Here is a 22,758-nt window from a genome sequence, read left to right as displayed (position 1 = left end):
CTTTTTCAAAAATGATATCTATTTTTGTCCGTCGTTCATGTTCATGGCACGGGACGTCGCTCAGAGGATTACCACAGACATCACAAATTGCGACTTCGGCAACAGTAACGTTCTCTACCACCCGAGTGTTGCTGACTTCGCCACTGACATTCTTCCCTTTACCTTTGCCGCCAGAATTTTCAGTGGATGTTGTATCCGGCTCTGTCTGAGAAGGAGGCAGACTGGAATTTTTACTGTTTTTACGAGTCTTCTTTTCCAGAAAGATCGACAGTATCAATTCCACAACGACCAGCAAGCTGTTCATCACAATTTTGACCTCCGGCGTTACCTTGCCAGCAGAGCAGAGTTGTTCGAACTCTTGTTTTACGCGAGCAACTTCTTCGCGTACACTTATCTTGTTCATCGTTGCCATAGATATACTATACCACAGCTTTTTTCGACCTCCAGAGATGCCTTGTACTGAACGAAAACGTCTCCTTGTAACCATTCGGGTGCTTTTGTCTTTCAGCTATCATGTATGGTAGCGCCAGCAGGCTCAAATCGACCATTTTTCAATGGGTCTCAAATTTATTTTTTTGCCCTTGAAAAACCTGTCAAGCTTTTTTTTATTTATTAATTTTTCGAGGGGGGTGAGTAGTTACATTAAAAATATATATTGGGAGCCTTTTATAAATCACCAGAAAGGGTCATCACTGTAACAGTGATGACCCTTTTTCTTTTTCTCCAGGCCATAAACACATGGGGACCTTGAAACAGCTTGTATTTCGTTCATATTCAAGGCACAGGAGAAAATTTACCGCAGGTATATATCAATCACGGAGTCTGGCGCTTACCTGGAGTCTGGCGCTTACCTCGACGTCTCGTTCCTCGCTTTGTCGGAAGATAAATTTAACTCTAACGAAGGAGATGGACGATTTTTCAAGACCTGACCCCATTGTTCTCTCACAGCTACAGTTATTTATCCTGGATAGGGTACCATGCTTCAAAAAGAGGAGTCACATCCATTCCAGCTTCCATGTGACCGATGGGGTAGGCGAGTCCTGTTTCCTTCAGTGTTTTTAATCCCCTAACTGTACGCTCCAACCTGTCTGCTGGCATAGCGATTACCATCTCACTATCTTCTATCCGACCGAATGCTCTTTCTCCAAGACAAGGCAGGCATAAGGATGGCTTACCGGTGGCAACACAACGAGGCAGAGCATCTGTACAAGACCCTTCACCAGAAAAACTGGACTCAACTTTCTCATATTCAAAATACTGCAATCCGTTCATCAAGAGAGTCATTTGACCACCGTTCGCATAAACGAGCAGGTAGTCCGGCTCAAATTTTTCTTCTTCCAGAGGTGACAGAACAAGAGCTTCAATAGGCGACGGTACAGGATATGACCCCACAGCTTGTTTTGCTGTTTCATAGCTGCCGAACCAAAAGCCGTTAAACCCTTTTGCTTCATGCTCAATCTGATTTTCATCGGTTGGTGCAAGCCCTTGTATTCTCAGGCAGCGGTAACGCAATTGCATTTTCTCAGCAAGTGGTGTGGCATCATCTTTAGTAATACCAATTGTCTTTCCTTCTTTTCTTACGAGATAAGGAAGTTGACAATAGGTGAATGGCCCCCTGGGTTTCTCTACACCGGAGATATCCTGTAACCCTTCTTTTTTCTCTAATCTCTTCACCGCAATAACCTTTGAATCAAGTTGAAGAAGTTCGTTAATTTCCTTGCTGAGTTCTTTCCATTTAGTCATTTTTTTTATCCTTATCTCTGTTAATGTTTGTAGTACCATTGCTCTTGACTTGGATAAATATAACGAGTAGCCTTTTATATTCAAGTAGGCAACAATTGTTGCCGTAGTATCAAAAAACATACTATTGAGGAAATCAATGCTTCACAGCACATATAAATGCAATGCAGGATGTCCGGTGGAAGGAACAATGGAAGTTATAGGAGGGAAATGGAAGGGGGTTATTCTCTACCATCTTCTGGAAAAGACTTACCGCTTCGGTGAATTAAAGAAAATAATGCCGGGAATTACCCAACACACCTTGACTAAGCAGCTTCGTGAGTTGGAAGCCTATGACATTGTTAATCGTAAGGTCTATGCAGAAGTACCACCGAAAGTAGAGTACTCCCTTACCGAACGTGGAAAAAGCCTGGAAAAAATCATTTTGATGATGCGTGATTGGGGTGCTGCCAATTTATCTTTGGCCAAATAAAATTTGCCAATATCAAATTTTTTTTAATCTTGGCCATTTGGAGAACAACAGGACATCCTCCAGGAAAATTCTGTCTGTAAATTCAAAACTTTTTTTCGGAACTAATTCTATCTTATGTAGTTTTTTTTATGCCAGACTATCAAGAAGGTATAAATTTTAAATCAATAATTTATTTTGCAATTAATTCAGGTAATAATTTGTCTTGTTTGCAGTTCTTTTTATTATCTACTTGGTAATTATTTTTAATATAGGGGGTGTGTAGATGGAGTGTAAACTGCTTTTGAGTCGTTTTGTGAAGATCACGTATATTGTCCTTGTAAGCATCATTCTGTGTGGTGTACCAGTTGGTTCTCTTTCTGCTGCGCAGATATCGAAAAATCATGATGTTGAAGTGGTATCTTCTGGGGCAAGTACAGAAAAACAGGTATCACAACCAGATGCTTCGAGTCCACGCGCTACGATAGAAAGTTTTCTGTCCGACGTTGACCTGGTCGTAGCCGACTGGCAAAACAATATTTATTCAGAAGAGAGTTCCTGGGCATTGTATAGAGCAATGCAACTACTTGATTTTACTGGTACTCCTGATAATGATTCAATGATCACAGAAACGTCTCGTATACTTTTGTTAAAAGACATTCTTGATCGGTTAAATCTCTCTGCCCGCGATCAGATTCCTGGTGAAAAGGAAGTTGCCCTGGAAAATATTTCTACATGGACCATCCCAGGAACAAAAATAACTCTTTCAAGAGTTAAAGATGGCCCTCAGGCAGGTCAGTTCCTCTTTGCGCGGCAGAGTGTTCAAAATCTTGGTAGATTGTACCGGCAGATGAAGAATGTACCATATCCATCTGGTGCCTCTTCCGGGCTGTATGAACAATTTAGGAGTAAAACACGTTCTGGTGACTATTTTGCTTCAATGATCAAGATGCGTGATTTGTTACGAGGGGTGGATACTTCGAGTCCCCGTGCAACTTTTGAAAGTTTCCTGAGTAATATCAATCAATCATATCTCCTTGTCCAGCAAGCAGAAGAAAAGTTACAGGAAAATCCACCCACTCTGACAACGGACGAGGCCCATCAGCTTGAGGTGCGAGCTCATAACTATATGAGAAGAGCTGTCTCTACGCTTGATTTAGATTATGTTCCAGAGGCGCTACGGAGCAGTGTTTCCATAGAGGCAGCATTACAGCTTAAAGAAGTTTTTGATAGAATGGTGTTACCAGCTTTGGATACAATCCCCGATCTTGAGATGGTTGAAGCAGCTCGAGGTTTTGACAGTAGTGAATTTGTAGGTGGGGCAAAAGCTTTACGTTGGAGATATCCTGATACAGAGATTGAGATTGTAGAGATTACCGAAGGTAAGAGGCAAGGAGAGTTTCTATTCAGTGCTGATACAGTAAAAAACATAGAGGATATATATTATAAAGTAGAAAATATTCCGTACCGAGTCAGTACCAGTGGACCTCGGGTTAGTGAGTATCAATTTCCAGGAACGTCTGAAAATTTCTTTATAAACTACAGTTCAACACCTGGATATCTTGTCACCCACGCTCATTTTTTAAGTGGGGTATATGATAGTTTGCCCGCCTGGTTTAATATCATGTACAGTGGGCAGACGCTTTGGCAATGGTTCGCCCTTGTGATTACTTTTGTTCTTACATTGTTTGTAATCTATCTTCTCTTTTCTAAAGTAGGAAAAGTAGTCAAGCCTTTTCATTCACCGCACCGTCAATGGATCAATCTTGTTTCACCACTTCTTGTTGCCTTCCTTCTTCCCTTTGTTGTGCGTTTTATTGATGATGATCTTAAGCTCACTGGTATGCCCGTTATTGTACTAAAAATTGGTGGAGAAGTTTGTGTTATCATCATGCTTGCCTGGGGAGCCATTCGACTTGGTAAAGCAGTGGCGGAGACGATAGTTGCATCTCCCAACATTGATCCTGAAGGAGTTCAGGCATCTTATACCCGAGCTGTATCAGGGCTTTGTGGTTTTCTTCTTGCGCTCACTATAGTTGGAAGCGGTCTTTCCCGTATTGGTGTCTCTATGCTTCCTGTTCTTACTGGTCTGGGAGTTGGTGGTTTAGCGTTTGGTTTGGCCGCACGACCGACAATTGAGAACCTTATTGGGAGTTTCATGCTATTTCTCGATAAACCGTGCAGTGTGGGGCAACGTGTAAATATTCTTTCCCATAACGGGACTGTTGAATCTATAGGGCTTCGTTCAACCAAAATCAGATTGTTAAACGGCAATTTGACTGCAATTCCCAATGAAAAAATGGCTAATACGGAAATCGAAAATATTGGTAGTAGACCGTATATCCGCAGGTGTTTTAACGTTTCTTTGACCTACGATACTTCGCCTAAGAAAATTAAGGAGGCAATCGATATTCTTCGGGAAATTTTATCTGTTCCTGAGGATGGAATAATGAGCGGCGCATATGGTGTATATACTACTGAAAGGAAGGTACATCCCAACGAAGCGATTAATCAACCAGACTTTTTGCCCCAGGTCTATTTTAATGATATGACTGCTGATTCTCTCAATATCATTGTTTTTTATTGGTATCATCCTCCTGTGTATTGGGAGTTTTTAGAACACTCCACCTGGGTTAATTTACAGATAATGGAACGATTCAATGCTGCAGGGATTGAGTTTGCTTTTCCAACCCAAACACTGCATATGGTGGACGATGATAAAAAACCACTTACTGGTGGAGCGCAAAGAGTTACTGCTCAAAATTTTCAGTCACAACAGGTTGAGAAATTGTCTACGGTGTTGTCTGCCGATATGGAGCAGGAGGAAACCGAGTCGGCCAGTGATGCATTAAGGCCTGAAGATAGAGAGCCGTATATTGAGCGTAAAAAACAGCAGGAAGAAGAGGAGGCGGCGGCTCTTGCTGGAGAAGGGCATAAGCCAAAAGCTGATAATTGAAAAATCCTCAGTGACCTTTTATTTTTCCACCAGGCAATCTTTAAGGGGCATAACCATCTCCTGTGCACTGTTATTTTTGCCATTTATAAATCTATTGGTATGCAGTAAGCGGGAGAATCTTTTTGGGATGATGAGGTTGTTGATTGTTTGGTATTAGATGGTGAAAAAACAGGGTCAGGTCTTGAAGAAGCACTTTTTAACTATCATGGCAGCTTACTGGATCAGTTTTATCGGAAGCCTGCCCGGTGTTATCCTTGGAGTTTTAGTAAATCGTAGGTTTCTTGATTATTGATAACAAAAATAAAGAAGAACCGTTCTTTCGCTTTTTACGAAAAATGACAAAACAATGAAGTTATCTATAAATCAATTATCTACCATAATTTCTCTCTTCGCCGTATAAAGCATACGAATCATTTCATACTCAAAAGGTGAGCCAGTCTGATAATAGCGAAAAGACTCATAACGACGCTTATTAATAGCGGTAATTCCAGTAAATATCCAGGTAGCAGAATCATCATCGAGCCACGCTGGTGGACCGGCAAGGCTGAAGGTCACCACATCTGTTATCAAACCTGTAGTATCACGCAAATTGGAAGGTCCAAGAACCGGAAGCACAAGGTACGGGCCATCGCCAACACCATAATATCCAAGTGTTTGACCAAAATCCTCATATTTAAGATTAAGCCCCATATATGTTGCCGGGTCCCAGAGACCTGCAATACCGACAGTACTATTGATAACAAAGCGAAGAACGGTAACTCCTGCCTCTTCAAATTTTAATTGTAACAGGTTGTTGGTGAAGTTGGTGAACTCAAAAATATTATTAACAAAATGATAGATTCTACGTTCTACATAATCTGGTGTCACATATTCATACCCATTAACTATTGGTATAAAGATGTATGAATCAAAATAGTAATTAAAGGTATACATACAGCGGTTAAAACCTTCAAATGGGTCATATACATCTATTGGATAATCAATATCAGGATTTACATATTCACTTATCGGATACATTGGTGGTTCTAAATTCAAATTTTGCTGATCATTTTTTGCACAACCTGCAGCAAGGAGAACTACAAATAGCGCAAAGATACAGAAGGTTCGGTGTCTCATTTTATTTCTTTCTATCGTCATTTCTACCATCACCCTCTCTTATTTCTGAGTAATACCTTTGAAAAAACCAACCATTGCGGTCACATTATCCGGATATGACATATTGCCACAATGACCACCGTGTGGGTAAATCGTTGCACGGTCTCCGAATACACCTTTCAGGTAATCAACCTCACCTGGGAGCATGATAATATCGTCTTGATTATGGATCAGACCAATCTTTGTTGTGTTACGAAGATACTTTTCCTTATTGCGTAAACTCATTCTTGAAATTACCTCAGTTTCTGTGATGGTTGGATCTTGAGCTTTAAAGTGTGGCATAAAAATACCATTAAAATAATCTATAAACGTCAGTTGACTCAGTACTTTTCCATAATCTATTATAATTTCATTGCGTTCCAGGACTAATCCCTTTGGCACAACGTATCCAGCTTGAGTCATCACATCACTTACAAAAACCATATTAACGGAAGACAACCTGAAACTCAGACCAACCATTGCGGCAGTAGGTTCATCGGTTTTAGGCTTGTCATAGAGATACGCTTTATAGAGAAATTGATCGTTGAGTTGTACCGCGTCTCCATTCTTATACACTTTGCCAAAACGATGTATAACCTTTTGATAGAATTCAGCAAAGTGATCCATGCCACCAGGAATATTGTCTTCAAGCATTTTGTCGAGTTTCACTACCGAATTATAAAGACTCAATGGCGGATTAATGAGTAATACTTTGCTAAAATTAAATGCTTTTTCTGTATCATCAATTTGAGAAAGAAAAACAGACTGAGCAGCTCCTAAACTATACCCTGTAAGATAAAATTCGGTGACATCCATTTCATCCTGATGTATTGCCCAGACAGCCTGCATTACACGGTAAAGATCAGCTGAATCCTCTTCTAAATTACCAGGTACCTGACTTGAGGAAGCAGATACCACAAAATCAGTGAAAGTCGGTGAAGAAAGAGAAATCACGTTAAAACCCGCACCATAAAAGGCACGTTGCATGGATATCATCTTTTCACTTTCAAAACTAGCACCAGTACCAGCTATTAAAAATATCAACGGGGCGGGTCCATCTACTTTGATGTAAGAATAGTTAAGATCTGCAAAATTCCACAGTACACCAGGTACTTTTCGCTCAGGAAACATAACGATTGAATCATTTTTGATGGGGACGTCTTCAGGTAAAACAGCTGCAAACTCGGCGGGTGTACCAAGCACCGTTGCTACATAGGGATCTGTAAAAGGGTAATCATAAGCATTTGCAGCCCCGCAACTTAGCAATATCAGGCAAAGCCATGTACTCAACACTCGATAAATTTGAGTCAATATTCGTCCTCCTTAAACTTCATTCTTTTTAACTCTCTAACTAACAGCAGTGTAATGGATTTTCAGGTGTTCTGCAATTGCCTTTAGTGTACCTTGAAACAGCTTGTATTTCGTTCATATTCGAGGCACAGGAGGAAATTTATTAGAGCAATGTTTGATATCGGAGTCTGGTGCTTACCTCGACGTTTCGTTCCTCGCTTTGTCGGAGGATAATTTTTTTACTGTAACGAAGAAGATGGGCGAAAGACTGGTTATTCAATGTTCCCTTGTACCACCCTTGAAAAACGTGCCCCACGCGAGAATGTCTGTGGTTGAAACTCTGCGTGTATACTCCGTTCAACTGCCGCATTCCAGGGATGAGGTTTGGATCAGGCGTTTCGATGAGGACGTGATAGTGATTTGCCCATCAGGCAATAAGCGTAATACCGCCAATTGTATTTTTCCACTACGGTTCCGAAAACATCCAAAAATATTCGTCAATCCGCGTCCCCCAGGAAAATTCTTTCCCTGGCGTTTCCTCGAGAGGTTATATGGTATATCCCTTCTGGATATTATATTCTGAGAGGTCTTGGCATGGGCTGATTTGAAACCACATAAAATGATTTTTCAAGACTTGACCCTGTTGTTCTTTCTTAAGTTTCGGGAGTGGGTAAAAACGGCAGGGAGAGAAAGAGGTAAAAATGAAAAAAAAGCAGCGCAGAAGCACTGCCTACAGGAAACAATGAGATGTCTATTTTTCTCAGGATAGAGCATTACACGGGATCTTATCTAGTTCATTTTTTTCTGACATAGCCATATATTGCCCTGAACGTATAAGATATTCTTCTCGTTTTTGTTCAGATTTTATAATTAGCAGTGGCAACCCTACCATGTTGTTCAACCATACTATCTTTGCTATAGAGCAACTCGCCCGATTTACAACCTTTCTTGTATCTTCATCGAGATTGTTAATTTCTCTTTGAAATTTTTTAAATCTCAATTCGTCTTTCCTGGTATGTTTAACACTCCAGCCCTTTACTTTAATAGTACTTTTATCAGCTACAAGTGTACGCAAGACGGTCTTGTAAAAAATATCATGAAGGTACTCTCCATCTTTAATTTTACCATTTTTCAGTGCCTTTTCATTCAAGAATCGTAAACATCTGGAAAGAGATGTCTTAGTTGCTTGTTGGTAATAACTTTTAGCTGCTGGCCAAACAACAAACAACTCTAAACATACAAAAGCAATCGTAGTTGATACCAACGCTACCAACACAAATGATAAAAATGTCATTGGCCTCCCCTTTCTTTTTCTGGTTGTTGGGCGATTGTCGAGCGAACTTCATCATGCAGGATATCTATTCTATCTTGTTGAGCTACTATTGTTTGCCTTAGCTCTTTTTTTTCTTCTCGTATCTGCTCAATTGTTTTTTCCATAAAACCAAAAGCTTTGCTGTAGGCTTTGTGTGCTAAGCAAATACCAACAAAAATACCAGAAGGGAACTGCCCCCAAGCTGAAACAGTGTCCCACAATTTACCTAAATCCATAACTCAGGCCTCTAACAGTAGTATAGTAATATAATATATTGGTTAAGAGGCACTGAATTCAAGTAATAAGTGCAACACGTTTACCAGTGAAGTTTTCCAGCGGGGTTAGCCCCTTTAAAATCTTGCTCGGTGTCAAATTCAACAACAAAACTCCGTTGTCTCTTTCTTCTTGAGAAAGAGTTGCCATATCAAATTTTTGGGCCAGAGTCTTCTGAGTCTGCCATTAGTATTTTCCATTTTTCCATACAATCTGATATTATCACAGCTATGAAGGAAAACAAGCCAAAATTCACTCCAAACCCTCATCTCAAAATGATGGATCAAGTGCGTGAGCCCCTGAGATAGTCTCATTACGCACGCTCAACAGAAAAAGCATATTGCCAGTAGATTTTACGATATATTTATTCTTATGGGGAAAAACGCCACCCCAAAGATATGAGAGGAAGGAAAAAGGAGACGGGAGACGGGAGGAAGGGAAAAGCAAAAAACGGAAAGACGGAAAGACAAAAGACTGGATGGCCAGCGAAACACGCTAAACACACGAAAGCTTCTCTATATAAAATGCCTTTTGTCGTATGTTTAGAGCCTTCCTTTGGCAAAAAATCTTTTCGCTGTTCCATCTTTTACAAGACAACCCTGAAGCCGCCGGTCAGAGAAGCGACTCCCTGAATTCAATAAGCCGGGCGGCGCACTGCGGGATATCCTCTGCGGAGAGTTCGAGGTCAAAGGTGTAGTTGCTCATGCTGCGGGTATAGCGCGGGTCGTAATATTCCAGCAGAAGGATGCGCACCAGGTCGCGAAGGTTGCGTTCAGCCAGCAGGGAACACATCTGCTCGACCTTTTCATGGCCGAGACTCCTCACCAATGACCGCAGAATCCTTTCCACCTCCACCTGCTGCTCGGGTGTATCCACCGGATAATCCTCAACAATACGCGTGATGCGGGTCTCAACCGAAGCGGTGACATTGACCAGCTTTCCCGCTTTCATCGCCATGGCGAAGGCTTTGGGGATGAAGACCCGGCCAATCTTGCGACTCTCTCCTTCTACGAAATACGGAGGTTCCCCCGCCTGTTCAATCTGCTCGGCAAGGAGCGCTTCGAAATCGCGCTGGTTGCGGGGATGCAGATCAAGGGCACCAAAAAGGGAACTGCGGTGCTGTGCGAGGTCTTCAAGGTCGATAAAATTATCGAGGTGCTGCAGAATGCGGGTCTTGCCCGTGCCGGTGAGACCGTGAATAACAATCACCGGTGGAGCAAAGTCCTCTACCGCCTGCAGTATGGCGGTACGGAAATCCTTGTAGCCACCATCCACCTTCACCGCATGATGACCGGTCTGGTTGAGCAGATTGACGATGGAACGTGAACGCATCCCTCCACGAGCACAGAAGACGGCAAAGGTACATTCTCCATGGGAATCAAAGCCGCCGAGCATTTCGCCCATCTTCTTCTCAACATAGAGAAATCCCTGGTCGATGGCCTGATCCTTGCCGGCATGGTTGTAAATAGTGCCGATAACACTCCGTTCACTTTCATCAAAGAGTGGAACATTCACCGCCCCGGGAATCGTACCGGATTTATATTCAGCCGCCGAGCGTACATCCACCAGCAAAAAGCCTTTCTTCTGTGCCTCCTGACAACTTATGGTCTCGGCAACGCTGCCAAGGATATTACTTCGAGAGAGATCAAGTTTTTCCATTACCATTACATATTTCCACAAAGATATTGAACAAGTGCGAGCGTAGAGATCGTTGCCGTCTCTGCCCGCAAAATCCGCCAGCCGAGGCCAACGGTACGCCATCCTGCCGCCCGTGCCGCGTCGACCTCTGCCGGAGTCAGCCCGCCTTCAGGGCCGATAAACAGTGCCACTGCCGGAGCCACCGCCAGTTCCCCGGCCAGTTCCCGCAGGCCCACCTCCCGCTCTTCCTCATAGAAAAAGAGCTTCAGAGTACCTTCAGGCAGATCACATTGAAAATTCTTCACGGTGAGCGGCGCAGCCACCTCCATCAGCCTCGGCCGCAGGCACTGCTTGCAGGCCGCGAGACTGATGCGCTGCCAGCGCTCCCGTTTGCGTACATCGTCGGAACCACCCTGACTGCGGGCTGTCTGCACCGGCTGCAGGCGGGTTACCCCGAGTTCGGTCGCCTTCTGTACCACCACATCCATCTTCTCTCCCTTGAGAACACTCTGGAAGAGGAAGAGAGGGGTTCCGGAATCCTCAGCGAACTCCAGCTGTTCCCCCAGCTCCAGCTCCACGGCCCGCTCGGTAGAGAGGATGGTAGCGGGATAGACGGCCCCGCTGCCGTCGAGCATTTCCACTGAATCTCCAGCGTTGAGACGCAGCACTTTGACGATATGCCGTGACTCAACGGCATCCAGCCGCACCAGGTCGCCATGCCTTCTCTCGGGATCAAAAAAGAAGCGCCGCATCGACGTCCTCCGTGTTATGGGTATCTTATTTTTTCTTCTTATCGAAAAGAAATTATATCATTCCGATTAAATTATGCCCCCGTTTAAGGAGGCATTCCACCGTTATCATTACGTTTATTGTCACCGTGTAGACAAGGCATGCCTTGTCTCTACAACACCATTGCTGGAATCACTGTTGTGGCGATTTTTCACCAATGATGTGTAAGGCCACCGTTATCACCATTGCGATCAATTTTACATCCTGTTTATCCATCACCCAAAAAGATGCCCACGCAGTCGCATTCTTTGTTTAATTTTAAAATATTTTTTAAAGTTTTTTGCCTTTATTCGCATGTTTCGAGCTTTTATTCGTTGGCAAAAAGTTTTTCGCTGTTCCGTCTTTTGCTTTTCCCTGTCTCCTGTCTCCTGTCTCCCGTCCCCCTTTTGAATCCGCCAATACAAAATGTAAAAGGTGTAACCGGCATTTCCTTTACACCCGGACAAACCGCAGTGCCACCCATTCCTTGCCAATGCGCTCGCCCACCTGCTGCAATCCGAGGCAGGAGAAAACCCGCTGGATATTTTCCGTCTGCCTGCCCGCGAGAATTCCCGAGATGACCAGAGAACCGCCCGGTGCCAGCCGCGCGACGAGATCCGAGGACATGGAGAGCAGGACATTGTGGATGATATTGGCCGCCACTATGTCAAACACCCCTTCCACTTCCTCAAGCGGGGTCTCCTCCACTTTCATCTTCCCGGCGAGACCGTTCGTCTCCACATTGGCAACTGCGGCACGAACTGCCTCGGGATCGTTATCAATTCCCAGCACCCGTTCTGCCCCAAAAAGCAGTCCGGCCATACCGAGGACACCTGTTCCAGTACCCACATCAAGCAGGGTCTTCGCCCCTTCTCCCACCGCCTCACGGATAAATTCCATGGTGAAGGATGTGGTGTCGTGGAGACCTGTGCCAAAGGCCATGCCGGGATCCATGGTGATTACCTGCTCCCCTTCCTGCGGTTTATACTCTTCCCAGCTGGGAGCAATCACCAGCCCGTCAACAATGGAGAAGGGAGCAAAAGACTTCTTCCAGTTTGCCATCCAGTCCTGATCTTCCACCACCTCATACCGAACCACCCCGCCGGAACAGCCAATGGCAGACTCCAGTTCGGCAAGATACGCCCGCACCTTCGAAAGAATCTGCTCCCGCTCATCCTCAGTGATATCCGCCTGTTCAAGCCAGGCGGAAACAGTTCCCCATCCCGGTTCATCTGGAGCACCACTCTCCACTGCTGCAGAGAAGGCACCCATGAAAAAATCGCCAAGGGCATCACTCAGCGCTGGATTTGCATCTACAATAACCTTCAACCAGCTCTTTTTCTTTTCTTCCATTTTACTTTTCCCGACGTTATTTGCCTGCAATGACAATTTGTTCTTTATACGGTATAATGGCGAAGTATAATTTCCTCTCACAATCAAGGGTTTTTCCTGCGTGCAATCATGAGTAACGACGATTTCACACCACAGATTTTTTACGCCTGCCCCGACTGCGACCTTCTGGTCAGCAGTGCCTCCCTCAAAGCCGGGCATTCACTCTGTTGTCCGCGCTGCGGACGGCGACTGGCAAGACGGGTTCGCGGCACGGAGACAAAGGCACTTGCTACTTCATTGAGCGGGCTGCTGCTCTTCTTCCCCGCCCTGCTGTTGCCACTGCTGCAACTGGACGCCTTCGGGTTCAAAGACTCCGCCAATCTGCTGGAATCCATACTACACCTCTTTGAGATGAAATACTATTTTGTCGCCCTGGCCGTCTCTTTCTCGGCGGCTATTCTCCCCCTTTTAACACTTTTGTTCAGCTTTGCGGTCAGTTTCAATCTCTTTTTCCACCGCAGGAGCCGCTGGACAGGGAGTCTCTTCCGCGCCTGGCTGCAGCTTACGGACTGGGCAATGCTCGATGTCTACCTCCTCGGCATCCTTGTCTCCATCATCAAGATGCTGCCCATAGCCCATATCGAATATCTAGCCGGTTTTTTCTGTTTTATTGCTCTTGTACTGCTCGTTCTGGGAACCTCGGCAGTTATCGACAGGGATATGTTCTGGCTGAAAATTGACGCCCTCTCCCCCGGAGCCCCCGTTCCTCTCCTTTTCAAAGAAAGCATGGGGGAGACCGCCGCAGAACACGACATCTTTCTCTGCCACACCTGTCACAAGCTGCTCAACAAAAGCTGGAGCGGGAAACCGTGCCCGCGCTGCGGCTCCATCGTTCACCGCCGCAAGCCGCAGTCGAATTCCCGCACCACAGTCCTCGTTACCAGCGCCGTCCTGCTGCTTTTTCCGGCCAATCTGCTGCCGATCATGAAGGTGGATTTCCTCGGTTCGGCGCAAAACTCCACCATCCTTGATGGCATCATCTACTTCTTTCACAGCGGCTCCTATTTCGTCGGCGCAGTCATTCTCTGCGCTTCGATACTGGTACCGGTCTTCAAGGTGATTGGGCTGAGCATTCTGCTGCTCTGCCACAGTCTGCCGGAGGCCTCGCTGCGCCGCAAGACAAAGATGTATCGCTTCATCACCTTTATCGGCCGCTGGTCGATGCTTGATATCTTCGTCATCTCGCTGATGGCAGCAATGGTCGATTTTGGCTTCGTCAGCACCACCTGGGCCGCTCCCGGCTGCACCTGGTTCTGCATCGTTGTCACCCTTACCATGACCGCCGCAGAAACCTTCGATCCGCGAACCATGTGGGATCGTACCCTTTTTCTTCCATCCTCACATTCATCATGACTCAAAAACCTGCCATCCTGAAAAACAGGGGAATCTCGCCGATCTGGATTCTGCCCATCGTGGCAGCTGTTATCTGCGCATCTCTGCTGTGGAACGTCTATCAAAACGCCGGCATCGACATTACCCTGATGCTGCACAGCGCCAGCGGTGTTACCGCAGGCAAGACCAAAGTAATGGTGCGTGGTATCCCGGTGGGAACCGTGACCGAAATCAGCCCGGATATCAAGCAGTCCCGCCTCGTGGCCACCTTGAAGATGGATTCACAGGTGAAAAACGCGCTGGTGGAAGACACTGTTTTCTGGGTGGTGCGTCCTCAGCTCTCAGCCTCTTCAATAACCGGTCTGGAGACTATCTTTTCCGGTTCTTACATCAATATGCAGGCAGGAGAGTCCAGAGTCTTCTGTGATGAGTTCATCGCCGCCGAAGAGCCACCACCTCCGCCGAAAAACACCCCCGGCCTGCACGTTCAGCTCAAGGCCGAAGACCTCGGCTCTATCCAGACTGGCAGCGGTATCTATTTCAGTAACGTCCTCATTGGCGAAGTAGAACAGACCCAGCTCAACAATGACTCCTCCGTCATTATCCATGCACTGATCAAACCACACTATGAGAATCTGGTTCACAGCGGCAGCCGTTTTTGCAACGTCAGCGGCCTGGATATCCGCGGCACTCTCTCCAGTGTCGAGGTGCATGTGGAATCAATGGCGGCCCTTTTGCGCGGAGGTATCCAGCTCTTTACGCCCACCATCGAAGAGAAGAGCCCGCTGGCAAAAAACGGTGATTCATTCAAACTCTATGCCAACTCTGCCGAAGCGGAATACGGTCTGCCACTTACCCTTGACCTCACCTCAAGTGACGGTATTGTTGAAGGCGTCACCAAAGTAATGTATCGCGGACTGGTGGCCGGAGTAGTGAAATCAGTGGAGATGAACCAGGCTGACTTCCCAAAGATTACCGCCCATATTCAACTCGACCCGCAGGCAGAACGTATTCTTCGCGACTCGTCTGCCTTCTGGCTGGTGAAAACCAGGCTCAGCCCTGCGGGGGTCGACAACCTTGACCGGTTGATCAGCGGTGCCTACATCACCTTCCGCCCCGGCAAAGGGACGTTCCGCGACCACTTTACCCTGCTGCCCACACCGCCACCAGAGCTTCCTTTGCGCTCCGGCAGCAGCCTCTATCTTACCTCCGCCAATACCTCGGAAGTTACTGCAGGTTCACCGGTCTTCTATAAGAATATCCAGGTCGGCGAAGTAGTCGCAATCAATATTGAGGGGAACAGTGGAAAGTTAAAAACCCATATCTACCTTTACGAAGAATACCTCCACCTCCTCAACCGCAGCAGCGTCTTCTGGCTGCAGTCCGGGATGAAGGTGAAGGCAAATGTCAGCACCGGGTTCAGCGTAGAGACCGGACCGCTGGCCACCATGTTCTTCGGCGGCATCAGTTTTGCTACTCCGCAACAGGGGAAGGCAATTCAAGACGGTGACAGCTTCCCGCTTTACTCTGGATATGGCGAAGCAACTGCCGCAACACCAGTGCTGCAGCAGAAAGGACGGCTCATCCAGCTCAGCGCGGAGAGAAGTTCATCACTTTCTATCGGTGCGCCCCTCCTTTATAAGAGCGTGCAGATCGGCGAGATACGTGATTTCCGTCTCGATAAAAAGGATCACGTCCTTATTAACGCCCTTGTCTACAAAAACTTCGACAAACTGGTCACTGACGCCTCCCGTTTCTACTATGCCGGCGGCGTGCAGGTGAACGCCGGACTGAGCGGACTGGACATACGCACCGATTCGCTGCTTGCCATGGCTGCCGGTGGCATCAGTATGGTCAATATTCCCGGAGCCTGGCCGAAGAAGAAAGGAGAGCCGTGGCAGCTTTACAAAGATCTCGCTGAAGCAAAAGACGCCGACTGCTTCGGCATCACCGTCATTCTGTCTGAGAGTACGGGGCTGCGCGAGCAGAGCCCGGTACTCTATAAAGGCATCAGTATCGGCCGGATACTCTCTCTCAAACTTGACAGGAAGATGAAGAACGTGCAGGCGAGGTTGCGCATCCAGCGCGAGGCCCGTGACCTCTTCCGGGAAGGAACCATGCTGTGGGTTACAGGGGCGGAGATCAACATAACCGGAGTGAAAAATCCGCAGGCACTGATCTTCGGCGCCCATCTCTCCCTCCTGCCCGGTCACGGCAAACCGGCCAACAATTACATCGCCCTTGACAGGGCACCCCTTGGCGACATTGCCAATGCGGAGGGACTCGGCGTTGTACTGGAAACCACCCATCTCGGCTCAATCAGTGTCGGTTCACCGGTCTATTACCGAGAAATCAAGGTCGGTGAGGTAACCGGTTACGAACTTTCGTCCACCTTTCAGAAAGTGCAGATCTTCATTTCCATCAAATCCCGCTTCGCCCCTATTGTCCGAGAGAACACCTGCTTCTGGAACATCAGCGGAGCACGGATTGAGGGTGGAATTTTCTCCGGAGTAACAGTGCAGACCGGTTCTCTTGAATCAATGCTCAAAGGTGGCATCGCCTTCGCTACCCCCGATAACAAGGAAGCCAGCAAACGGGCGAAACCGGGGCAGCTTTATGTCCTGCACGAAACCCCGGAAGAAAAGTGGCTGGACTGGGAACCGAATGTACAGATTCTGGAAAAAGAGGATGGCGGCAAGTATCTCAAATAAGAACTCAGAACTCAAAAGGGACAGAAACCATGCAGCAGGAAACTTCACACATTCTGAATTATGGCAAGGTAAACGACTTCCTTACCGGAGAAGAAAAGGTGGATACCGATGACGAACGTATCCGCCAGCAGCTTGCACGAATGCTGGTAGAGGAGAAAAACTTTGCACGGGAGGAGTTGCTTGGCGGGGAGATCATCACTACAACCATCTCCGGACGGGAAGTGATCTCATTTCTTGATCTTATCGCTTTCTGCGGTGAAACCCCTTTGGTGATGCTGCGCTGCGCGCCGGGCTCGCTGGTCAGTCGGGAACGCTCAGCAATTGCCGCCGCACGGGTATGGCACCCGCAATTTTGTCTGCCCCTTGCCGTGGTTTTCAACGGTCAGGATGCCGAAGTTCTTGAGACCAAAAGTGGCAGAGTTCTTGAACATGGTTTACACTCTCTTCCTTCACGTGAAATGCTTGAGCAGCAGTGGCTTTCCCGCCCGTTACTCCCTGCCCCGTCGGAAGCAAAACGGGAGCGTGAATTACGTATTTTAAACGCCTTCGATCTACCGCACTGTATTCTCGATTTAAAGAAATGATAATCATGAAGGCGCGAAACCTTTGAAACTCAGGAATAGCAATGACGACTGAACAGAAAAACTGGAACAAATCAAGCTGGCGAAACTTCAACGCCCTGCAACAACCCCTCTGGCCCAGTAAAGAGGCGGAAAAAAAGGTACGTGATAAACTCTCCCTGCTGCCACCGCTGGTCTTTGCCGGAGAGATTCGTTCCCTGAAGAAAGAACTTGCTGATGCCGTGGACGGCAAAGCCTTCCTTCTCCAGGGGGGTGACTGCTCTGAAAACTTCAGCAATGTCACTGCTCTCAATATCCGTGAAAAGCTGAAAGTACTGCTGCAGATGTCTGTCGTGCTCACCTACGCAGGTGAAATCCCGATTATCAAGCTGGGCCGTATCGCCGGCCAGTTCGCCAAGCCGCGTTCTTCCGACATCGAGACCAGGGATGGTGTTGAACTTCCCTCTTATCGAGGAGACATGGTCAACGGTGCAGAGTTCACCAAGGCTGCCCGTACCCCTAATCCGAAGAACATGCTTCAGGGTTATAACATGGCGGCATCAACCCTCAATCTGCTGCGTGCCTTCACCCACGGTGGTTTCGGCTCTCTACAGCGGGTGCAGGCATGGAATCAGGAATTTGTCGCAGCATCTCCAATGGGTCGCAGTTATAATCGCCTCGCCAAACAGATCAGTCAGGCAATCCAGTTCATGGAGACCATTGGCATCAGTTCAGAGTTGCCGCAGATCGAGCAGACCCAGTTCTACACATCCCATGAGGCCCTGCTGCTTGGGTATGAAGAGTCGCTCACCCGTCTCGACCACATTACCGAAAAGTGGTATGACTGCTCCGCACACCTTGTATGGATTGGGGAACGTACCCGCCAGATCGACGGGGCTCATGTAGAGTTTCTGCGTGGAGTACACAATCCCCTCGGCCTGAAACTCGGGCCAAAACACGACATCGATGAAGTGAAACGGCTGATTAACGTCCTCAATCCAGATAATGAAAAGGGACGGCTGACCATTATCACCCGCCTTGGCAAAGACAATGTGGAGAAGGTACTGCCGCCACTGCTGCGGGAGATAAAACGGGAGGGAATGCATGTAGTCTGGAGCTGTGATCCGATGCACGCCAACACCTACACCGCCAGTTCCGGTCATAAGACTAGAAATTTCAACGATATCGTCTCTGAGATCACCTGCTTCTTTGAAACTCACTGGGCAGAGGGGACAATTCCCGGAGGGATTCACCTGGAAATGACCGGCAACGATGTTACGGAATGCACCGGCGGTGCCCATAATATCGTTGATGAAGAGTTGTCGCAGAACTACGAAACGACCTGTGACCCACGCCTCAATTCAGAACAGAGTCTTGAGGTCGCTTTTCAGCTTGCTGACATGATCCGCAGCTGACAAAGTAAAGAAGTTTCCCGCCGTCTCCGGTTTCGACCGCAGACGGCTTTTTTTTCAAACGCTCTGCCAGTGAATGATACCATTTACATTTTGTATTGACCAGAGATCGAGGCTGCGTGGACATCTTTTTTTGTGATTACGAATGAATAAACAGGATGTAAAAAGAGCATAACTTAATAGAAATGGTCTAATCATGCGAAAAAGGGCATTTCTTATAAAAGCGTAACTTCTTAAAGTTTTTTGCTTTTATTCGCATGATTAGAGCTTTTATTCGTTGGCAAAAAGTTTTTCGCTGTTCCGTCTTTTGCTTTTCCCTGTCTCCCGTCTCCTTTCTCCTGCCTCCCATCCCCCTGCCTTTGAATTCGCCAATAGAAAGTGAAAATGGCATTTAGTACGGTCACAACTTAATAGGAATGGTATGAGTAATAATTCGTGTTTATTCGTGTCCATTCGTGGTTACAAACTGCAGACCAGGCCAGACAAAAAAAATCCCGCAACCAGTCATGGTCGTGGGAATTTTTTGTCTCTACTGCTGTAGAACTCCTGTTCCTGGCAATTCGAAATATCCTTTTTGCGGTTCTCGGCAATCGTCTCAAATATTTTGATAATCATCGGCAGCTTTTTTAAATTCTCCGGGGTGATTCGCCGGATCACTGTCTCGGTGCACGCAATAATCACAGTATTCTTTTTCTTCTCATTGCCAAAACAGGCCATCTCGCCGAAAACTGCCCCGGCTGTCATCGTGGAAAGCAGTTTTCCCTCGGGGGTGTACGTGCAGACCCTGCCGTAGTCAATGTAGTAGATACCCTGTGCCTCAGCGCCACTCTCAATAATAGTATCTCCTTCGTGAAACCACTCCAGCTTGAAGTACTGTTCCCATTCGGTGTTCTCCACCAGCACCTCAAATACATCAGGATTCATCGCCCGCAGTAACTCTTTTGAGAGGTGGAGAAGACGCTTACCAAAGAAACTTCGGTTCTTCTCCAGCATCTCCATGCCATGATTCCTGAAACTGATTCCAGGCTGGGGTATTTCACGGATATACTCAAAAATTCGACCGGTTGCATGGTCAACAGTACCGGTGAGTTTCTGGAACATCGCCTGGCTTTCAAGCAGCTCTTTATACACCTGGGGGAAATCCGGCACGATATTCTTCAGCATGTTGCCAGAGAACAGTTCCATCGCCTGATTTTTATGGCGAATCATTTCCTTGAGTTTTTCTTTGTCGACATTTTCGGGAACACAGGAACTGCCGGGAACATAAACAGTGAAAAGATTGAGCGGATGAGGCACGCAGGCAAGGCTCACCTTGGCGACGTTGACCACGTAGTCATCAAATCCCTGCTGATAGCGGGCGATCTCGCGGTCCATGAGAAAGCAGGTGTTGAAATAGCCGGAAAGCTCTTCGAGACGGCTGGCAACAGCAAGACAAGAGCCGTTCTTCACCGTTTTTTCGCCAATTTTTGACTCAACAATATAGCCAAGCATCAGGCCCATGCGGGTGGAAACAAGGCGTGATTCACTGATTGCACAGGTGAGACGCATTGCCACCAGCAGAGCCCGCGTACAGATTCCGGAAGGAGTCTCCCCAGGACGCTTGTCAAAGGTGATGATACCACCATCACCGGCGATGGGTTCAATCTCCATCGGCTGAAAAGCCTCATCTTCAAGGATACTGTGGATATTGCTGTGATAATTTGAGAGAAAGGCACAGATCTCAGTGGGTGTCATCTCTGCCGTAATACTGGAATAATGCACCATATCCGTCATAATAATGACGACCTGACGCTCCCTTCCGATCCTGCTCTTCCCGGCTGCGCTATGTCCCTGCTCCACGACTATAATTTCAGTTCCAGAGAGCAATAAATATTATAGTGAAAAATACTCCTATAAGAATAACTGCAACCTTGACATTAACACTTTCGTCATCTTGATGTGCGTGCGACATTATCTTCCCCGCTGTTGATGGATTGGACTTTAAAAGATATCTCAAAAAAAACTTTAGACTTCAGGGTACCTTGGATAAGCACTTATCTTCTTCGTTACACTAAAAAATTTCCTCCTGTGCCTCGAATATAAATGAATGCAGGCTGTTTCAATGTACCCTTTATGTTTTAGCATTATTATGCCTGAAAGACAATATCCAACAATTCGCCAATATTGTTGACGCCGACCAGTTCGATCCCCGCCGGCAGTTTAATCCGCTGTCGATTGGTTTCCGGAAGGATAAGACGGGAAAAGCCAAGACGCTGAGCCTCCTTCGCCCGAACCTCCATGTGGCCTACGGCACGCACTTCTCCCGCCAGTCCGATCTCACCACAAACTGCCGTACTTGAGGGAATAGGTTTATTCAGCAGACTGGAGGCGAGGGCGCACACCACTCCGAGATCAAGCGCCGTTTCGTCAATGCGAATGCCACCGGCAATATTGACAAAGACATCATTGCCGTACATATCCATACCACCTTTTTTCTCAAGAATAGCACAGAGCAGTGAGAGACGCTGGTGGTCCGTGCCGATGGCTGTACGCCGGGCGGTGCCGAGATTGGTGGGGCTGACCAGCGCCTGCACCTCCACAAGGATGGGGCGGGTCCCCTCGACGCTTGGCAACACCACCGAGCCGGGCTCGTCAAGAGGACGCTCGGCGAGGAAGATCTCGGAAGGATTCTTCACTTCTACCAAACCCTCTTCTTTCATCTCGAACACACCGATCTCACTGGCGGAACCGAAACGGTTCTTCACCGTACGCAGGATTCGGAAGGCATGACTGCGATCCCCCTCAAAATAGAGCACGGTATCAACCATGTGCTCCAGCACCTTTGGCCCGGCGATGGAGCCATCTTTAGTAACATGCCCAACCAGTACCACGGGAATGTTACGGGTCTTGGCAAACTCAATCAGTCTGGCAGTGGATTCACGAATCTGGCTGACAGAACCGGGCGAAGACGCGACCCCCTCGCAGGAGAGCGTCTGCACAGAATCAACAGCCAGCAGTGCCGGTTTCATCTCAGCGGCCATCTGCACAATGTGCTCAACACTGGTCTCGGTGGCAAGCCAGGTATCCGGGTGAGTGGCACCGAGACGGTCTGCACGCATTTTGATCTGCCGGGCGGATTCCTCTCCCGAGACGTAGAGCACCCGTTTCCCTGATGAATTGGCGAGGGCCGCGAGCAGGTGCAGGAGCAACGTTGATTTTCCGATGCCCGGCTCCCCGCCAATGAGGACCACTGAGCCGGTGACAATACCTCCTCCCAGGACGCGGTCCAGTTCTTCGATACCGATACGCAGACGATTTTCATCCCCATCCGGGGCCTCTGACAGAGGCACCGGCATGTTTCCCATGCTTATTCTACTTCCTTTTCCCTGGGGCGGCAGGTCAATCTCCTCTACCATGGTCCCCCAGGCACCACATTCGAGGCAGCGCCCGAGCCACTTGCTGTTCTTATATCCACACTGCTGGCAGACATAGATATTCTGTACTTTTTTCGCTTTCATGTTTTTATATTTGGGGTGTGCAAACGTTGTAACTCTTCCAGAAAAAAAGCCTCTACGATTTACACTAAAGAGAACAGCGGGTTTACGCAACTCTCTTTCTGTGCAGGCCAAGGTTTGCCCCTCCGGCATTTCAACTCCCAGGCTGCGCATAATACCATTTACATTTTGTGTTAACCAGAGAACGTAACTGCGTGGAAATCTTTTTTTAAAGTTTTTTACTTTTATTCGCATGTTTAGAGCTTTCCTTTGGCAAAAAGTTTTTCGCTGTTCCGTCTTTTGCTTTTCCCTGTCTCCC

General features: G+C 47.2%; 17 protein-coding genes and 2 pseudogenes. 7 read left to right on the top strand and 12 right to left on the bottom strand.

The window, feature by feature from the left end:
• Both JWG39_RS05395 and JWG39_RS05390 read right to left on the bottom strand, forming a co-directional pair.
• Positions 1-412, bottom strand: a pseudogene (locus JWG39_RS05395) (hypothetical protein); the annotation flags it as partial.
• Positions 413-954: 542 nt separating this feature from the next.
• Positions 955-1,743 (bottom strand): DUF169 domain-containing protein, encoded by a 789-nt coding sequence (locus JWG39_RS05390; protein ID WP_205218353.1) that lies wholly within the window; start codon positions 1,741-1,743, stop codon positions 955-957.
• Between the two features lie 136 nt (positions 1,744-1,879).
• On the opposite strand from JWG39_RS05390, the gene JWG39_RS05385 reads away from it, so the two are divergent.
• Complete coding sequence (locus JWG39_RS05385) at positions 1,880-2,212, top strand: winged helix-turn-helix transcriptional regulator (protein WP_205218352.1); 333 nt, start codon at positions 1,880-1,882, stop codon at positions 2,210-2,212.
• Between the two features lie 262 nt (positions 2,213-2,474).
• Complete coding sequence (locus JWG39_RS05380; protein WP_205218351.1) at positions 2,475-5,144, top strand: mechanosensitive ion channel family protein; 2,670 nt, start codon at positions 2,475-2,477, stop codon at positions 5,142-5,144.
• Positions 5,145-5,507: 363 nt separating this feature from the next.
• Here the strand turns inward: JWG39_RS05380 and JWG39_RS05375 are convergent, their stop codons facing one another.
• The 7 genes and pseudogenes from JWG39_RS05375 to JWG39_RS05350 form a co-directional block, all read right to left on the bottom strand.
• Positions 5,508-6,290: an MlaA family lipoprotein gene (locus JWG39_RS05375; protein ID WP_240191999.1), complete on the bottom strand. Its 783-nt coding sequence runs from the start codon at positions 6,288-6,290 to the stop codon at positions 5,508-5,510.
• Positions 6,291-6,299: 9 nt separating this feature from the next.
• Entirely contained in the window at positions 6,300-7,589 is a 1,290-nt protein-coding gene (locus tag JWG39_RS05370; RefSeq protein WP_240191998.1) for an alpha/beta hydrolase, read from the bottom strand.
• 739 nt (positions 7,590-8,328) lie between these two features.
• The gene (locus tag JWG39_RS05365) at positions 8,329-8,862 is read right to left on the bottom strand and encodes a hypothetical protein (RefSeq protein ID WP_205218350.1); all 534 of its coding nucleotides are present in this window, start codon (positions 8,860-8,862) and stop codon (positions 8,329-8,331) included.
• Positions 8,859-9,116, bottom strand: a complete 258-nt coding sequence (locus tag JWG39_RS05360) for a hypothetical protein (protein WP_205218349.1) — start codon at positions 9,114-9,116, stop codon at positions 8,859-8,861. The genes JWG39_RS05365 and JWG39_RS05360 overlap by 4 nt, the downstream gene beginning before the upstream one ends.
• Positions 9,117-9,174: 58 nt before the next feature.
• Positions 9,175-9,359, bottom strand: a pseudogene (locus JWG39_RS17365) (IS30 family transposase); the annotation flags it as partial.
• A gap of 406 nt (positions 9,360-9,765) precedes the next feature.
• Positions 9,766-10,818 carry a tRNA 2-selenouridine(34) synthase MnmH gene (gene mnmH / locus JWG39_RS05355; protein WP_205218348.1) on the bottom strand — a complete coding sequence of 351 codons (1,053 nt, stop codon included), beginning with the start codon at positions 10,816-10,818 and terminating at the stop codon, positions 9,766-9,768.
• Positions 10,818-11,543 carry a 16S rRNA (uracil(1498)-N(3))-methyltransferase gene (locus JWG39_RS05350; protein WP_205218347.1) on the bottom strand — a complete coding sequence of 242 codons (726 nt, stop codon included), beginning with the start codon at positions 11,541-11,543 and terminating at the stop codon, positions 10,818-10,820. The genes mnmH and JWG39_RS05350 overlap by 1 nt, the downstream gene beginning before the upstream one ends.
• A gap of 73 nt (positions 11,544-11,616) precedes the next feature.
• Here JWG39_RS05350 and JWG39_RS16725 point away from each other — a divergent pair, with 73 nt between their 5' ends.
• Positions 11,617-11,748, top strand: a complete 132-nt coding sequence (locus JWG39_RS16725) for a hypothetical protein (protein WP_275888960.1) — start codon at positions 11,617-11,619, stop codon at positions 11,746-11,748.
• Positions 11,749-12,012: 264 nt separating this feature from the next.
• Here JWG39_RS16725 and JWG39_RS05345 read toward each other — a convergent pair whose 3' ends face one another.
• Positions 12,013-12,912 (bottom strand): 50S ribosomal protein L11 methyltransferase, encoded by a 900-nt coding sequence (locus JWG39_RS05345; RefSeq protein WP_205218346.1) that lies wholly within the window; start codon positions 12,910-12,912, stop codon positions 12,013-12,015.
• Positions 12,913-13,020: 108 nt separating this feature from the next.
• On the opposite strand from JWG39_RS05345, the gene JWG39_RS05340 reads away from it, so the two are divergent.
• Genes JWG39_RS05340 through JWG39_RS05325 form a run of 4 tightly spaced genes read left to right on the top strand, consistent with a single transcriptional unit; the run spans position 13,021 to position 18,969 of the window.
• Positions 13,021-14,304, top strand: a complete 1,284-nt coding sequence (locus JWG39_RS05340) for a PqiA/YebS family transporter subunit (protein ID WP_205218345.1) — start codon at positions 13,021-13,023, stop codon at positions 14,302-14,304.
• Complete coding sequence (locus JWG39_RS05335) at positions 14,301-16,994, top strand: MlaD family protein (RefSeq protein ID WP_205218344.1); 2,694 nt, start codon at positions 14,301-14,303, stop codon at positions 16,992-16,994. Before JWG39_RS05340 ends, JWG39_RS05335 begins: the two co-directional genes overlap by 4 nt.
• A 29-nt stretch (positions 16,995-17,023) precedes the next feature.
• Positions 17,024-17,578: a type I restriction enzyme HsdR N-terminal domain-containing protein gene (locus JWG39_RS05330; protein ID WP_205218343.1), complete on the top strand. Its 555-nt coding sequence runs from the start codon at positions 17,024-17,026 to the stop codon at positions 17,576-17,578.
• Between the two features lie 41 nt (positions 17,579-17,619).
• Complete coding sequence (locus tag JWG39_RS05325) at positions 17,620-18,969, top strand: class II 3-deoxy-7-phosphoheptulonate synthase (protein WP_205218342.1); 1,350 nt, start codon at positions 17,620-17,622, stop codon at positions 18,967-18,969.
• A 501-nt stretch (positions 18,970-19,470) separates the two neighbouring features.
• Here the strand turns inward: JWG39_RS05325 and JWG39_RS05320 are convergent.
• Both JWG39_RS05320 and radA read right to left on the bottom strand, forming a co-directional pair.
• Positions 19,471-20,832 (bottom strand): cyclic nucleotide-binding domain-containing protein, encoded by a 1,362-nt coding sequence (locus JWG39_RS05320; RefSeq protein ID WP_205218341.1) that lies wholly within the window; start codon positions 20,830-20,832, stop codon positions 19,471-19,473.
• Between the two features lie 260 nt (positions 20,833-21,092).
• Positions 21,093-22,463: a DNA repair protein RadA gene (gene radA / locus JWG39_RS05315; RefSeq protein WP_205218340.1), complete on the bottom strand. Its 1,371-nt coding sequence runs from the start codon at positions 22,461-22,463 to the stop codon at positions 21,093-21,095.
• Positions 22,464-22,758: the final 295 nt, after the last annotated feature.

This window comes from Desulforhopalus vacuolatus (assembly GCF_016918505.1).
Taxonomy (GTDB): Bacteria; Desulfobacterota; Desulfobulbia; order Desulfobulbales; family Desulfocapsaceae; genus Desulforhopalus; species Desulforhopalus vacuolatus.
This window is presented reverse-complemented; position numbering and strand designations above follow the sequence as displayed.

Bases quoted from the DNA above. Each gene is read 5' to 3' on its own strand.
- radA (WP_205218340.1), bottom strand. From the start codon at position 22,463: ATGAAAGCGAAAAAAGTACAGAATATCTATGTCTGCCAGCAGTGTGGA.
- JWG39_RS05375 (WP_240191999.1), bottom strand. From the start codon at position 6,290: ATGGTAGAAATGACGATAGAAAGAAATAAAATGAGACACCGAACCTTC.
- JWG39_RS05365 (WP_205218350.1), bottom strand. From the start codon at position 8,862: ATGACATTTTTATCATTTGTGTTGGTAGCGTTGGTATCAACTACGATT.
- JWG39_RS16725 (WP_275888960.1), top strand. From the start codon at position 11,617: ATGCCCCCGTTTAAGGAGGCATTCCACCGTTATCATTACGTTTATTGT.
- mnmH (WP_205218348.1), bottom strand. From the start codon at position 10,818: ATGGTAATGGAAAAACTTGATCTCTCTCGAAGTAATATCCTTGGCAGC.
- JWG39_RS05360 (WP_205218349.1), bottom strand. From the start codon at position 9,116: ATGGATTTAGGTAAATTGTGGGACACTGTTTCAGCTTGGGGGCAGTTC.
- JWG39_RS05340 (WP_205218345.1), top strand. From the start codon at position 13,021: ATGAGTAACGACGATTTCACACCACAGATTTTTTACGCCTGCCCCGAC.
- JWG39_RS05325 (WP_205218342.1), top strand. From the start codon at position 17,620: ATGACGACTGAACAGAAAAACTGGAACAAATCAAGCTGGCGAAACTTC.
- JWG39_RS05390 (WP_205218353.1), bottom strand. From the start codon at position 1,743: ATGACTAAATGGAAAGAACTCAGCAAGGAAATTAACGAACTTCTTCAA.
- JWG39_RS05335 (WP_205218344.1), top strand. From the start codon at position 14,301: ATGACTCAAAAACCTGCCATCCTGAAAAACAGGGGAATCTCGCCGATC.
- JWG39_RS05385 (WP_205218352.1), top strand. From the start codon at position 1,880: ATGCTTCACAGCACATATAAATGCAATGCAGGATGTCCGGTGGAAGGA.
- JWG39_RS05330 (WP_205218343.1), top strand. From the start codon at position 17,024: ATGCAGCAGGAAACTTCACACATTCTGAATTATGGCAAGGTAAACGAC.
- JWG39_RS05380 (WP_205218351.1), top strand. From the start codon at position 2,475: ATGGAGTGTAAACTGCTTTTGAGTCGTTTTGTGAAGATCACGTATATT.
- JWG39_RS05345 (WP_205218346.1), bottom strand. From the start codon at position 12,912: ATGGAAGAAAAGAAAAAGAGCTGGTTGAAGGTTATTGTAGATGCAAAT.
- JWG39_RS05350 (WP_205218347.1), bottom strand. From the start codon at position 11,543: ATGCGGCGCTTCTTTTTTGATCCCGAGAGAAGGCATGGCGACCTGGTG.